Annotated in this window: 12 protein-coding genes and 1 pseudogene; 7 read left to right on the top strand and 6 right to left on the bottom strand. The window is 66.0% G+C overall.

Annotated elements, in window-relative coordinates; genetic code table 11:
* The first annotated feature begins 78 nt into the window (after positions 1-78).
* Complete coding sequence (locus AC1RUR_RS31505) at positions 79-369, top strand: FAD assembly factor SdhE (protein ID WP_492851322.1); 291 nt, start codon at positions 79-81, stop codon at positions 367-369.
* Entirely contained in the window at positions 366-3,884 is a 3,519-nt protein-coding gene (gene mfd / locus AC1RUR_RS31500) for a transcription-repair coupling factor (RefSeq protein ID WP_492851320.1), read from the top strand. The genes AC1RUR_RS31505 and mfd overlap by 4 nt, the downstream gene beginning before the upstream one ends.
* Before the next feature lie 2 nt (positions 3,885-3,886).
* Here the strand turns inward: mfd and AC1RUR_RS31495 are convergent.
* From AC1RUR_RS31495 to AC1RUR_RS31480, 4 genes and pseudogenes are all read right to left on the bottom strand, one after another.
* A pseudogene (locus tag AC1RUR_RS31495) lies at positions 3,887-4,722 on the bottom strand (SDR family NAD(P)-dependent oxidoreductase).
* 62 nt (positions 4,723-4,784) lie between these two features.
* On the bottom strand, positions 4,785-5,204 hold the full coding sequence (locus AC1RUR_RS31490) for an ester cyclase (RefSeq protein WP_492851318.1): 420 nt from the start codon (positions 5,202-5,204) through the stop codon (positions 4,785-4,787).
* 59 nt (positions 5,205-5,263) lie between these two features.
* Positions 5,264-7,504: a xanthine dehydrogenase family protein molybdopterin-binding subunit gene (locus AC1RUR_RS31485; RefSeq protein ID WP_492851316.1), complete on the bottom strand. Its 2,241-nt coding sequence runs from the start codon at positions 7,502-7,504 to the stop codon at positions 5,264-5,266.
* Positions 7,505-7,514: 10 nt separating this feature from the next.
* A complete protein-coding gene (locus tag AC1RUR_RS31480; protein WP_492851314.1) occupies positions 7,515-7,985 on the bottom strand; it encodes a (2Fe-2S)-binding protein in 471 nt (156 codons plus the stop codon).
* Between the two features lie 204 nt (positions 7,986-8,189).
* On the opposite strand from AC1RUR_RS31480, the gene AC1RUR_RS31475 reads away from it, so the two are divergent.
* The 5 genes from AC1RUR_RS31475 to AC1RUR_RS31455 all read left to right on the top strand — a co-directional run bounded on the left by AC1RUR_RS31475 (position 8,190) and on the right by AC1RUR_RS31455 (position 11,460).
* Entirely contained in the window at positions 8,190-9,083 is an 894-nt protein-coding gene (locus AC1RUR_RS31475) for a LysR family transcriptional regulator (RefSeq protein ID WP_492851312.1), read from the top strand.
* Between the two features lie 358 nt (positions 9,084-9,441).
* Positions 9,442-9,651, top strand: coding sequence for a cold-shock protein (locus AC1RUR_RS31470; protein WP_492851310.1), 210 nt, complete (start codon positions 9,442-9,444; stop codon positions 9,649-9,651).
* 214 nt (positions 9,652-9,865) lie between these two features.
* The gene (locus AC1RUR_RS31465) at positions 9,866-10,990 is read left to right on the top strand and encodes an acyl-CoA desaturase (protein WP_492851308.1); all 1,125 of its coding nucleotides are present in this window, start codon (positions 9,866-9,868) and stop codon (positions 10,988-10,990) included.
* A gap of 23 nt (positions 10,991-11,013) precedes the next feature.
* Entirely contained in the window at positions 11,014-11,205 is a 192-nt protein-coding gene (locus AC1RUR_RS31460) for a hypothetical protein (RefSeq protein WP_492851306.1), read from the top strand.
* Between the two features lie 18 nt (positions 11,206-11,223).
* Positions 11,224-11,460, top strand: a complete 237-nt coding sequence (locus AC1RUR_RS31455; protein ID WP_492851304.1) for a hypothetical protein — start codon at positions 11,224-11,226, stop codon at positions 11,458-11,460.
* Between the two features lie 62 nt (positions 11,461-11,522).
* On the opposite strand, the gene AC1RUR_RS31450 is transcribed toward AC1RUR_RS31455, so the two are convergent.
* Together AC1RUR_RS31450 and AC1RUR_RS31445 are read right to left on the bottom strand one after the other, a co-directional pair.
* On the bottom strand, positions 11,523-12,746 hold the full coding sequence (locus AC1RUR_RS31450) for a GGDEF domain-containing protein (RefSeq protein ID WP_492851302.1): 1,224 nt from the start codon (positions 12,744-12,746) through the stop codon (positions 11,523-11,525).
* A gap of 85 nt (positions 12,747-12,831) precedes the next feature.
* Complete coding sequence (locus tag AC1RUR_RS31445; protein WP_492851300.1) at positions 12,832-14,334, bottom strand: AMP-binding protein; 1,503 nt, start codon at positions 14,332-14,334, stop codon at positions 12,832-12,834.
* Between the last annotated feature and the right edge of the window lies 1 nt (position 14,335).

Genomic DNA, 14,335 nt, shown 5'->3' with positions numbered 1-14,335 from the left:
CTGACACGGCCCGCCCGAGTGGCTATATCACCCCCGCCCGGCACGTCCGGGCTTTCGGCGTTTGACTGGATCTGAGACATGACGGGAACGACACGATCGAGCAACGGGCTGGACGACCGCCGCAAGCGGCTCTTGTTCCGCTGCTGGCACCGCGGCACGCGCGAGATGGACCTGATCCTCGGCCGCTTCGCGGATGCCGAGATTGGCAATCTGTCCGATGCGGAGCTGACCGAGCTCGAGACCCTGCTCGAAGAATCCGATCCCGACCTCTACGCCGCCATCACCGGCGACAAGGTGCTGCCGGCCGAAGTCACCGGCGCGCTGTTTGCCCGGATCAAGGCGTTTCCGATCGCGGATCGCGACGCATGAAGCAGGGGATGAAGTCGCCGGCCGAGCTGCTCACGCCCGGCCGTGCGCTGACGCTTGCCAATGTCGCGGAAGGTGCCGAAGGCCTCGTCATCTCGGATCTGGCGCGCGCCATCGCGGCGCGGCCGAAGAAGCCGGCCGTCAGCCTTGCGGTGGTCTGCCGCGACGGTGCGCGCATGCAGCAGCTCGAGCGCGCGCTGCAATTCTTCGCGCCTGACCTGCCGGTGCTGACGTTTCCGGCCTGGGACTGCCAGCCCTATGACCGCGTCTCGCCGCACGGTGGCATCCTCGCGCAACGCCTGACCACGCTGGCACGGCTGGCTCCGCTCACCGGCAGCGACAAGCCGCTGATCGTGCTGACGACGGTCAATGCAATCGTGCAGCGCGTGCCCGCGCGAGAGCTGGTCGCCGCGCAGGCACTGTCGGTCGCGCCCGGCAACGTCGTGCCGATGGACACCATCGTCGCCTGGCTCGAGCACAACGGCTACAACCGCTCCTCGACGGTGCGCGAGCCCGGCGAATACGCCGTGCGCGGCGGTATCCTCGATCTCTTTCCCGCCGGCCTCGACCAGCCCGTCCGCTTCGATTTCTTCGGCGACAGCCTGGAATCGATCCGCTCCTTCGACGCCGAGACCCAGCGCACGCTGCTCGACATGCGCTCGCTCGACCTCGTGCCGGTCTCCGAATTCCAGCTCGTCACCGACACCATCCGCCGTTTCCGCATGGGCTATGTCGCCGAGTTCGGCGCGCCCGAGCGCGACGATGCGCTGTATGAGGCCGTCAGCGAAGGCCGCCGCCATCCCGGCATGGAGCACTGGCTGCCGCTGTTCCAGGACCGGATGGACACGCTGTTCGACTATCTGCAGGGCGCAGCGGTCGCGATCGAGCCGCAGGCCGAGGACGCCGTCCGCGAGCGCTTCAAGCAGATCCAGGACTATTACGAGGCCCGCCGCGATGCGATGGAGCATCCCGGCGGTGGCGCCATCTACAAGCCGCTGCCGCCTGATCGGCTGTATTTCACCGAAGACGAGTGGACCAAGCGTCTCGGCGACATCCCGCTGGCGCGGCTGACGCAGTTCTCCGTGCCGGCCGATGGCACCAGTGTCGTCGATGCCGGCGCACGCAAGGGCCGCGATTTCGCGCCCGAGCGCAACGACAGCACCGTCAACGTGTTCGAATCCGTGGTCAGCCACGTGATGGCCTTGCAGGCGCAGCGCAAGAAGGTCGTGATTGCGCTGTGGAGCGAAGGCTCGCGCGACCGCATGACCTCGATGCTGCGCGACCACAAGCTGGCCCACACCACCAGCGTCAACGCCTGGCGGACGGTGCAGGCGACCCCGCGCAACGAGACCATGCTCGCCGTGCTCGGCTTGGAGGCCGGTTTCGAGACTGACGAGATCGCGCTGATCAGCGAGCAGGACATTCTGGGCGACCGCCTGGTGCGGACGCGCAAGGCCAGCCGCAAGCTCGACAATTTCATCTCGGAGATCACGAGCCTCACCGCGGGCGACATCGTCGTCCACGCCGATCACGGCATCGGCCGCTTCGTCGGCCTGCAGACGCTCGACGTTGCCGGTGCGCCGCATGACTGCCTCGAGCTGCATTATGCCGCCGACGCAAAGCTGTTTCTCCCCGTCGAGAACATCGAGCTGCTGTCGCGCTATGGCTCCGACCAGACCTCGGTCGAGCTGGATCGTCTCGGCGGCTCCGGCTGGCAGACCCGAAAAGCGAAACTCAAGAACCGCATCCGCGAGATCGCGGGCGAACTGATCAAGATCGCTGCCGCGCGCCATCTGCACGAGGCGCCCAAGCTGCCGGTGCAGCAGGGCCTCTATGACGAATTCTGCGCGCGCTTCCCCTATGACGAGACCGAGGACCAGCTCGGGGCCATCGAATCCACCCTGAAGGACCTCGAGCTCGGCCGTCCCATGGACCGGCTGATCTGCGGCGACGTCGGCTTCGGCAAGACCGAGGTCGCCTTGCGTGCGGCCTTTGCCGTGGCGCTCGAAGGCAAGCAGGTCGCCGTCGTGGTGCCGACCACGCTGCTGGCGCGCCAGCACGCAAAGACCTTCACCGAGCGATTCAAGGGCTTTCCGGTGAACGTGGCGCAGGCCTCGCGCCTGATCCCGACCAAGGAGCTGAACCTGGTCAAGAAAGGGATCGCCGACGGCTCGGTCGACATCGTCGTCGGCACGCACGCGCTGCTCGGCAAGGCGATCAAATTCCGCGATCTCGGCCTCGTCATCGTCGACGAGGAGCAGCATTTTGGTGTCACGCACAAGGAACGGCTGAAGGCGCTTCGCGCCGAGGTGCATGTGCTGACGCTGTCGGCAACCCCGATCCCGCGCACGCTGCAGCTGGCACTCACCGGCGTCCGCGAGCTCTCGATCATTGCCTCGCCCCCGGTCGACCGCCTCGCGGTCCGCACTTTCGTTGCCCCGCACGATCCCCTGATGATCCGCGAGGCGCTGCTGCGCGAGCGCTATCGCGGCGGCCAGGCGTTCTACGTGGTGCCGCGCATCGACGACCTCGCCGAGGTCAAGGACTTCCTCGACAAGAACGTGCCGGAGATGAAGGTCGCGGTTGCGCACGGGCAGATGCCGCCCGCCGTGATCGAGGACATCATGACCGCGTTCTACGACGGCAAGTTCGACATCCTGCTGTCGACCACGATCGTCGAATCCGGCCTCGACATTCCCAACGCCAACACGCTGATCGTGCACCGCGCCGACATGTTCGGCCTCGCGCAGCTCTACCAGCTCCGCGGCCGCGTCGGCCGTTCCAAGCTGCGGGCCTATGCGCTGTTCACGCTGCCGGCGCAGCAGAAGATCACCGCGCAGGCCGAGCGCCGGCTCACCGTGCTGCAATCGCTGGAGACGCTGGGCGCAGGCTTCCAGCTCGCCTCGCACGACCTCGACATCCGCGGTGCCGGCAATCTGCTCGGCGAGGAGCAGTCCGGCCACATCAAGGAGGTCGGTTTCGAGCTCTACCAGTCGATGCTGGAGGAGGCGATCGTCAACCTCAAGGCCGGCGTCTCCGAGCCCGCGGCCGACCGCTGGTCGCCGTCGATCACCATCGGCATGCCCGTGCTCATTCCGGAGGATTACGTCAGCGACCTCTCGGTCCGGCTGTCGCTGTACCGGCGGCTGGCCGACCTCGACACCGAGGAGGAGATCGAGAATTTTGGCGCCGAGATGCGCGACCGTTTCGGCGTGCTGCCGGACGAGGTGCGCTACCTGTTCAAGGTCGCCGCGATCAAGGCGTTCTGCCGGACGGCCAATGTCGAGAAGATCGATGCCGGCCCGAAGGGCGCCGTCATCGCCTTCCGCGACAGTTCATTCGCGCATCCCGACCGCCTGGTGTCGTTCATCCGCAGCCACGGTCAGGCGGCCAAGGTGCGGCCCGACATGAAGGTGGTGTTCCTCCAGGACTGGGAGACGCCGGAAGAACGGCTCGCCGGCACCACGGAGATCATGCGGCAGCTGGCCCAGCTCGCGACGAGCAAGAAGGCGGCGTGACTTCAGAACGAGCCGTCTGTCGACTTGGAGAGATCAGAGTACGCGCGTAGTTCCTCAAGGCGAGCTTCGAGGGCTGGCTGGACCACCGCGAGTGCGTCGCTGCCGGCCAGGAACTGCTTCGGCGGATTGTCCATCCCGGCGATTTTGACCAGGACGTCACCGAGCCTGGCCGGGTCACCCTGCTGGGCGCCGTGATAGCCTGACCACATGTTTTCCGCGGTGCCTTCCGCGGTGTAATCCTCGATGGAGCTCCGGGCATATTTGGCGTTGTGAGCTTCGAGAAGGTCTGTCCGGAAGAAGCCGGGTTCGACCGTCGTGATCTTGATACCGAACGGCTCCACTTCATGGGCTACGGATGCCGACAGGCCCTCGACCGCGAACTTTGCGGCGCTGTAGGCCCGCAATGCTTGAAGCCGACGATACCTGCAAGCGAACTGATGTTGATGATCCGGCCGGACCTCTGCTTGCGCATCACCGGAAGCACCGCGCGCATCATGTACAGCACGCCGTAGAAATTGGTCGCGATCAGTCGCTCGATCTCGGCTGTGCTCAACTCCTCGAAATTGCCGAGCAGACTGTAGCCGGCATTGTTGACGAGAACGTCGATGCGCCCAAACGCCTTGATCGCCGCGTCAACCGCGGGCTTTGCCTGGGCCTCGTTGGCGACGTCCAACTGGGCGAGCGCGAGGTTGTCGCCTGCGACGTCGTTCAGGGCTTTGCGGAGTTTGTCGAGGTTCCGGCCGGTCGCGACCACGCGGTCGCCGGCCTTCAGTGCCGCCTTGGCGGTTGCCGCGCCAATACCGCTGCCGGCACCCGTGATGAACCAGACCTTGCTCATGATGAATTCCTGTTTCCCGTATTGTTGAAAGGGCGCTGGCGCCGCGGCTTGCCGGACAGACGCTAATTTGCAGGGATCGCCCCGATTTGCTGAAGCAATCCGAGCAGATCGGGTTGGCCTGTTTCTTCGACGATCTGCCCACCCGAGAGGCGGTAGATGTTCAGGGCCTGGACCGCGATCGTCTTCCCGGTCGATGCGGTGCCGAAGAAGGTGCCGAGGTGCGTGCCTCGCATGGTGAAGCGGGCAGCCACCTTGTCACCTTCGGCGACCATCTCCTCGAGCGTCCATTGAATATCCGGGAAACCTCCTCGCATCATCTGGATGATGTCGAGATAGCCCGCTGGCCCCCGCATCGGCTCGCTGCGTCCGGGGACATGGAAGATCGCATCTGGAGAAATGAGCTCTGCGGCCAGAGTCTCGCTAGCGGTGTTGATGAAGTCCGTGAAACGGATCATCGCGGCCTTGTTCGCGTCTGGTGTCATGACGTCTTCTGTCTGTTTATCGATGATCTGGATCTTCGGAAGACAACCGAGCCATTGCGTCAGGCCAGTTTGAACGGGAGCTGGCGCAGCGGCTTGTCCGTCAGCCGGGCAATGGCATTGGCGAATGCGGGGGCCAGAGGTGGCAGGCCGGGTTCGCCCATGCCCGTGGGCGGCTCGGCGCTGGGCACGATGTGGACGCTGAACTCGGGCATGTCGGTGATGCGCGCGACGATGTAGCCATCAAAGTTGCTCTGTTCGACCACACCGTCCTTGAGCGTGATCGCCGAACCCGGCAGGCACATCGACAGGCCAGTGACTGCGGCGCCCTGGACCTGGGCCTCCACGGTGCGCGGGTTCACCGCCAGATTGCAATGCACGCCGGCGGTCACGCGATGCAGTACGGGACGTCCGTCCTTCACCGAGGCTTCCACGACATAGGCCACCACGGAATCGAAGGACTCGTGCACCGCCACGCCCCAAGCCCGCCCCTCAGACAGGCGCGTCTTGCCATATCCGCTCTTGTCGACCGCCAGTTGCAGGGCGTCCCTGTGGCGCAGATGCTTGTCGCCGAACATCCGCATGCGATAGGCGACCGGATCCTGCTGCGTCGCGCGGGCGATCTCGTCGAGCACGGTCTCCATGACGAAAGCGGTGTGGGTGGAGCCGACGCTGCGCCACCACAGCACCGGCACGTTGACCTTGGGGTGATGCACGGTCAGGCGCATCGGCACCGGGTAGGGCTCCCGCATGCCTTCGGTGGCCGTGCCGTCGATGCCGTTCTTGACCTGGAACTGCTCGAACACGGAGCCCGTGGTGATGGACTGACCGACAATGACGTGGTCCCAGGCCAGAATGTTACCGCGCTCGTCGAAGCCGATACGGGCGCGGTGCAGATGCATGGGACGGTAGAAGCCACCCCGCATGTCATCCTCACGGCTCCACAGCGTGCGTACCGGCGCATTCAGTCCGGCGGCGCGTGCGGCCTTCGCGATCTCGCAGGCCTCGACCACCATGTCGCTCGTGCTGGAGAAGCGCCTGCCGAAGCCACCGCCTGCCATTTGCACATTCAGCGTGACCTGCTCGGGCTTGAGGTTCAGCACGCGTGCCGCCGCGCCGGCGTCCAGCCCGGCGCACTGGCTGCCGACCCACAATTCGGCGCGGCCCTCGGTGAGGGCAACGGTGCAGTTCAAGGGCTCCATCGCCGCGTGGGCGAGGTAGGGAAAGACGAATTCGGCTTCCAGTTGCCGGGGCGCAGCGGCGAGCGGCGCCATATCGGCGTCGAACTTGCGCGGGCCGGAGCGGCCGGCCAGCTCGCGATACTGGACGAGCTGCCGTTCGCTGTCGACTTTCTCCACCTTCGCGGTGTCCCAGTTCAGTTTCAGCGCGTCGCGGCCCTGCGTTGCCTGCCAGTATCCGTCAGCGACCACCGCCACGCCTTCGGCGCCGCCATCCAGCGGCACGCGCAGCACGGCCTTGACGCCCTTCACGGCGCGCGCCGCGCTGTCATCGACGGCGGCGAGGCGTGCCCCGAATACCGGCGGACGTGCCACGACGGCGGTCAACTGGCCGGGCAGGCGCATGTCGATGCCGAAATCCTGCCGTCCGCTGCTCTTGGCGCGCGCATCGAGGCGCGGCGTCGGGCGGCCGATGATGCGGAAATCCCTCGGATCCTTCAGCGTGACCTTCTCGGGCACCGGCTGCGCCATGGCAGCCTTGGCCAGTTCGCCATAACCGAGCTTGCGGCCGCCGGGGCCGAGCACCGCACCGGCATGTGTGCGCAAGGTGCCTACATCCACTTTCCAGCGCGCTGCGGCGGCGCCGAGCAGCATGGTCCGCGCGCGTGCGCCGAGCTCGCGATATTGCGAAAAACTGTTCTTGATCGAATGCGAGCCGCCGGTGAGATGAATGCCGAACAGCGGATCGGCGTAGGCGGCATCGTTGGTGCCGTGCCGGCTGCGCACCAGGCTCCAGTCGGCGTCGAGCTCCTCCGCCAGGATCATCGGCAATGCGGTGTGGACGCCCTGTCCGAATTCAAGCCGGTTGATGGTCACGGTGACCTCGCCATTGCCGGCGATCTGGACGAAGGCCGATGGCTGCTGGGTCGGCTTGAGGGCGCTGGCGGCGTCACCACCGGTCGTCGCGCCCATCGCGATATGCGGAAAGGCGCCAAGTGCCAGCCCGGTGGCGCCGGCGAGCTTCAGGAAGCTGCGGCGCGGCAGCGTCCTCGTACTAGTCTGGTCCCGGTCCAACATATGCTGAAGCGCGCGCGGCAATTCGCTGTAGTCGATGTTCGGCAACATGACGGCTCCTTCAGGCGAGCGTGCGGGCGGCGTCGGCCACGGCGGCGCGGATGCGGACATAGGTGCCGCAGCGACAGATGTTGCCGGCCATGGCCGTGTCGATGTTGTCGACCGTGGGTTGCTGGCCCGGGGCCAGCGACTTGAGCAAGGCGATGGCGCTCATGATCTGGCCGCTCTGGCAGTAGCCGCACTGCGCCACGTCGTGCTTGACCCAGGCTGCATGCACAGCGGCGCCGACGCGGTCGGTGCCGTCGGTCGCGGCTTCGATGGTGGTGAGCTTCTTGCCTTCGGCTTCGGAGACGGGCGTGATGCAGGAACGAATGGCCTCGCCGTCCAGATGCACCGTGCAGGCGCCGCACTGCGCGGCGCCGCAGCCGAACTTGGTGCCGGTCAACCCGATGACGTCGCGCAGCGTCCAGAGCAGGGGCATCGCAGGATCGACATCGATCGTGACCTCTCGATTGTTCACCATAAGCTTCATCAATCCGCTCCTTGCGGCCTGTCGCGCAGGCCAAGTTGGTCAATCGGACGTGCCGACATCTCGGCAGCGTTCGGAACTGTCGGACGGCCGCACCGGCGTCGTCTCGACCGGCGCGCTACGGGCCCGCTGACAACCCAGATAAACCTGGATGCGGATTTCGATTAGCCGTTATAATTCGCTTAAGCTTATGTATGTGGTGCATGAATGAAGCGAGACGATCTATATGACCTCGCAGCCTTTGCTGCGGTCGCGGAGCATGGCAGCTTCACCCGTGCGGCGGCCGAGCTCGGCATGTCGCAGTCGGCGTTGAGCCACGCCATGAAGGCCCTGGAGGAGCGGCTCGGAGTGCGGCTGCTGTCGCGCACCACGCGTTCGGTGTCGACGACGGAAGCGGGGGAGACGTTGCTGCGTTCGCTGCGTCCCGCGCTGGACGAAATCTCCTCAGGCGTCAACGCGCTCGGCGCGCTTCGCGGCAAGCCGTCCGGCACCGTCCGCGTCACGGCTACCAAGCACGCGGTCTCGTCCGTCGTGATGCCTGTCCTGCCGCGTTTCCTCGCGGCCCATCCCGATATCCGGGTGGACATGATCGTCGATGACAATCTGACCGACATCGTCGCGGACCGCATCGACGCCGGCATCCGTTTCGGCGACATCGTCGAGAAGGACATGATCGCCGTCCGCATCGGGCCGGACATCCGGATGGCCGTCGTCGGCGCGCCCTCGTATTTCGCAGACCATCCGCCGCCCAGGACACCCCGAGAGCTCGCCGGCCATCGTTGCATCAACTATCGGCACGTCAGATCCGGTGGGCTTTACGCCTGGGATTTCGAGGAGAAGGGACGGCCGTTCGAGGTTCGTGTCGAGGGGCCGCTCGTGTTCAACAATGCCGATCTGATTCGAGAGGCAGCGCTGGCGGGGCAAGGCGTCGCCTATGTTTACGCGGACGAGGTGGCTGCCGACATCAGGGCCGGGCGGCTCAAGCGAATTCTGGACAGGTGGTGCCCGACCTTCCCGGGCTATTACCTCTATCACCCCAGCCGGCGGCAGACGCCTCCCGCATTGGCGGCACTGATCGGCGCACTCCGCTACAAACCGTAAGGCGGTCGTCACAACGTTGCCCGCGCTTGGTCCTGGCCCGCCATCGCGACTTCGAGGTCCGCCCCCGCGACCGCCGGAATCCTGGATTGGGCGGACGCTCGGCGCACCCAGCAAAAAGCGCTTTGTCGGCGCCCGAGGCCATCAACGCGGCGCTTTGATCCGGAAACCGCGACATATGGCCCCTTGCGGAATGACCGAACAATGGCCATACTCCTCGAATCGAGTTTCGGCCGAACGACTTGGCCTCGCCGCTGAACAGCGTGCCTGACTGACGACCCTCCCTCCAGATCTCGAATTCGCGGACTGCGTTCCCTGAGCGCGGTTCTAAAGCCTTATATATCTCTAAAAGGACGACCCCATGAATACGGGAACTGTGAAGTGGTTTAACGGTCAAAAAGGTTTCGGCTTCATTCAGCCGGACCAGGGTGGCCAGGATGTTTTCGTTCATATCAGCGCCGTTGAACGCGCCGGCATGAGCACCCTCAACGAGGGGCAGAAGGTTTCCTTCGAAGTCGTCGCAGACCGCCGGACCGGCAAGTCTTCGGCGGACAATCTGCGCGCCGCCTAGGCTGCCGCAATCGGTACTATGTTGCTTTGACCACGGATGTACTGGCAGAGCTTCTGGTTCTTTCGACCCGCGACTGGTTCACCGGCCGCGGGTTTTTTTACACCGGCTGCGGGTTACCCCGTCCATCGAAACAGCTGAGGGCGCGCGCGTGTCTATCAATATCGATTCAGGCCAAGGATCAGACCATGAGTCAGATCAGGAACATGACGACGTCATGTACCCGCAGGTCCTGCCGTTTGTATTGATCCACGCCGGATGCGTCGCGGCGATCTGGTCTGGCATCTCGTGGCAAGCCATTGCGATCTGCGCCGCTCTGTACTGGTTGCGCATGTTCGGGATCACGGCCGGATATCATCGGTACTTCTCGCATCGGGCTTATGCGACGAGCCGGGTGTTCCAGTTCATCCTTGCCGTGCTTGCCCAGAGCAGCGCTCAGAAAAGCGTGCTGTGGTGGGCCGCCAAACACCGTCATCATCATCTGCACTCGGACACCGCGCATGATGTGCACTCGCCCCGGCACAAGGGCTTTTTCTACAGTCATGTCGGCTGGATCTTCTACCGGCAGCACGATGCGACTGACCTCGTGAAGGTATCGGATCTGGCGTCGTATCCCGAGTTGATGTGGCTGCACAGGCTGGAGCTCCTGCCGGCGGCCGTGCTCGCGGGGCTGTGCTTCCTCATCGCCGGGTGGTCGGGACTCGTGGTCGGATTCCTCTGGAGCACCGTGCTTGTGTATCACGCCACGTTCTGCATCAACTCCCTCGCACATGTTCACGGACGCAGGCGGTATGTGACCGGTGACGACTCCCGCAACAACTGGCTGCTCGCTCTGTTGACGATGGGTGAGGGCTGGCACAACAACCATCACGCCTACCAGGCCAGCGCGCGTCAGGGCTTCTACTGGTACGAGGTTGATCTCACCTATTATGTCCTGGTGGCCTTGTCCTGGCTCGGGATCGTCCGGGATCTGAAGCTGCCGCCCAGGCAGGTCCTGCGCAACGAGCATCGGCTGGGATCACGCGTGGTCAAGCAAGCGGCCGAGCAGCTGGCCGCGCGCTTTGACCCCGAACACATCGCGCTCGCGATCAGAACGTCGATCCATGAAACCGAATTGTCGGTCCGCGACGCGCTCAGTCTGTTGCAGCAACGTGCCGACTTGCGCCTCTCCAGCATGCCGACCCGCGAGCAGTTGCTGGCCGAAGCGCAGCGCATGTTCGCCAAGACCATCTCGCTGGACGATATTGTCGACCGTGCCTACGAACTCTTGCACGATTCTGTCGGCTTTCTCCTGGCTACTCCCGCTCTTTCGGCCAACGCGAACGCGAAGAGTGGCATTTAGCGCGATCATCCCCATATAGGGGCATGACCAACTGGCAGAAGTCGAGTCCGCGGCAAGCACCCAAGACGAAGGCGGAACTCCGCCAGATGCTGACCGAGGCCGTCCGCAACACGCAGCCCGGCAGCGCGTCGAAGCGCCCAGCGAAAGCACGGAAGATCGCGGTCGGGATCACCCGCGCCGATCAAGCGTCCGGTGTCACCGCACCGGTTCGCTGAGCCTCGAGAAGGAGCCGCATGCGCAAGTTTCCCAAGCCCACCGAGCAAGAGCTCAAAGAGGGGCCTCAAACCGTGTCCTTTCAGATCGCGAACGGGAACGCGCGGCAGACCTGTATCTTGCAAACCACGCTTCCAACCAAGGCGCAGGCGCAAAAATATCTTCTCGCGAATTGGCCGGCCGTCGAAAAGATGGCTCGCGACGCTCTCGCGATAGGAGCCGTTGAGGACGGCCAGATCAAGCTCGTGATGACCTGAGCAGCCAAGGCCCGACGGCGGACGTCAAGACGAGCATCGGATCAGGGAACGCCGGCGGCTGACTACGACGCCGCGCGCGAGGCGTCGGCGGACAGCCGCGCCAGCAGCGACCTTGCCGTATCCGATGGCGACAGCGAATCCACGCTGACCACGGGATCGCTGCGCATCTCGTGCTTGCCGTTCGCGGTGTGCCGCATCACCGCGGAGAGGCGGCGGGCGATCATGTGGGCGGTGCGGAAGTCGGTCTCCGCGAACACGACGATGACCGAGCCGTCCTTCTGCGCCGCGCCAAAATCCATCTGCCGCATCAGGCGGCTCAGGATGCGCGCGGCATCGAGCTGGGCGCGGGGATTCGAGGGGTCGAAGGCGAAGCGCGCCACGGACAGGCCGCCGCCACGGGCGAGTGTCTGCTCCACCGCCCTGGCAAAATCGCGGGCAAAGGCTTCCGTCGTGAGCAGGCCGCTGCGCGGATCGAGCCAGCCGCCGGCATCGATCGAGCGCAGCGTGCGGCTCAGTTGCGCTTCCATCGCGTGCTGGCGGATCAGCGGCAGCGCGTTGGCGGCGACTCTCGCCGGCTCGCCCGGGATGAGCTCGAGATTGGGCAGGTCGTAGCTCTGCACGAGCTGGTGCGCGGTGACGACCACGGGCAGGCTGCGGAAGCGGGTGTCCTCGGCGAGCACCGTGAGGAAGGCATCCGTCACGCGCGCCGTAAACCCTTCGGCCAGCACGACGCCGTCGATGTCGCGGGTGTTGAGATGCTTGGCCGCGGCCTCGATCGAGAGCGCGCCGATGACGCCGACGCGCTCGCCGAGCGCGACGGAGAGTGCGGGATAGGCCGCGCCGCGGCCGATCAGCAGCACGGTGGCATCGCGCGACGGGTCGCTCTCCGGCAGCGCGACCTTCACCTCCGGCAGCCGGCGCAGCACGGTCGCATGAAGGGTGCGCACGCGCAGCGCGGCGCGCAGCCGCGCGCTCAGGCGATCGGGATGGCCGGCGCGCGAGGAGAAGGGCAGGGCGTTGTGGGGCAGCGTGCCCGCCGCATCCACGGCCACGAAGGGCAGGTACGGCGATTGGTCGGCAATCTTCCTGGCGAGCAGCGCCATGTGCGGCTCATGTCCGCTGTTCATTGCGGCGAGAACCGCGGCCGGCTGCACCTGCTCGACCGCGCGTGCGGCGCTCGCCCAGTCGGTGTCGACCACGGGGAACAGACGGGCCTCGTCCAGCGCCGCCACGAAGGCGGGGCGCTCGGTATTGGACACAAAGAGGATCGGGCCCGCCTGGGACATCGAGAAACTCTGATCACGCAACAGGTGCTGCGCAATCTAGGTTGGCCGCCTTAATGCAGCGTCAACGATGGGAGCGAAAGTACGCCTAGGCCGCCCCGGAGCGGTCGCGAAAAGCCTCGACCATCAGGGGGTTAAGCCCGAGCTCGTTGAGCGCCTCGCGGGCGCGGGCGTTGTCCTGGGCGCGTCCCGCCAGCCTATGACCGCTGAGGCGGTCGGGCAGCGCGGTGAGCAGGGCGCCCTGGCCGAGCCGGCGCGCCCATTCCTGGAGGTCGTTGGAGAGGAAGCGGTAGCCCCCGACGGCCATGATACCGGAGGGCGGCGCGGTGATGCAGATCGCGCCGCTCGGACGGTCGAGCCGCGCCGCATAGCCGGTGTCGACATAGTCGCGCGGCGGCTGCGCGATCAGCGTGTCGCCGACCGGCTGCGGCGGGGCGTAGGCCGCGATCGGCACCATCGCGCCGCGCAGGCCGAGCGTGCCCTTCGGCGTCAGCAGGATCTCGCCGGCGATGGAGGAGCCGGACTGCTCACGCGGAGCGCCGTGCGGCCCCGGCATCACCGCAACGGGCATGCCGTCCTCGCCGCGGCGGGCGCCGAACAGGCCGGCCTCGCCGAACAGATAGACGTCGGTCAGCGGCGCATGCGGCGCGGTCCAGGCCTCGCTCGCCGCCACCTGCTCGGGCGCGCGCCACAGGCCGACGACGTTGCGCAAGGTCGGCATCCGCGCCGCCAGGTCGGAATCGCCGAGCCGCAGCGCGAGCTGCGCGGGCGCAATCAGCACCTCGCATTCATGCTCGTTGATCTGCTGCTCCAGCACGTCGTTCTCGAACGGATGATGCAGCGCCAGCGCGCCGCCCGAGAGCAGCCACACCGCGAGCGAGGAGGCGAGACCGGCGAACGACATCGGCGTGAACGCCGCCATCACGGTCGCGCCCTGCCTGATGTCGGCCTCCAGCGACATCGCAAGCCCACCGGCGATCAGGCTGAAATGCGGCCGCGGCACCGGGCGAAAGCCTTCCGCCGTGACGTCGAAGGAGATCATCGCCGCCTTGCGGCCGTCCTGGATCACGGCACGCGTGGTGCCGGGCGGACGGGCCAGCACCTCGTCGAGCGAGGCCATGCCTTCGGGTAGTTCGGTGCCGAAGCCGCAGACATGGCGGATCGAGAAGGCTTCCGCCGCGGCATGCATCGCCAGGTCGGCATAGCTGACCCCGTCGACCCTGCTCATGGTGACGATGGCGCGCGCCGCGGTGCGGTTCAGCGCGGCAGTCAGTTCCGCGTGGCGCCACAGCAGCGGCAGCACGGCGACGACGAGGCCGGCGCGATGGGCGGCGAGCACGGTCAGCACGAACTCGACCGTGTTCGGCAGCTGGATCGCGATGACGGAATTGGCCGGCAGGCCCGATTCGACGAAATAGGCCGACAGCGCCTCGATGGCGGTATCGGCCTCGGCATAGCTCAGCCGCCGCGGCTGGTGCCCGGTCACGCGCGCCTTGTTGAGCGGGTCGAGCAAAGCGGGCGCGTGCGGCTGGCGCATCAGCGTACGCTGGAACAGCGTGTCGAGCGTCGGCGATACGGCTGGCTGGTTCACG

Source organism: Bradyrhizobium sp. GW821-FHT12B03, assembly GCF_058807535.1.
Note: the sequence above shows the minus strand (reverse complement) of the source record. Positions and strands in the feature narration are given on the sequence as shown.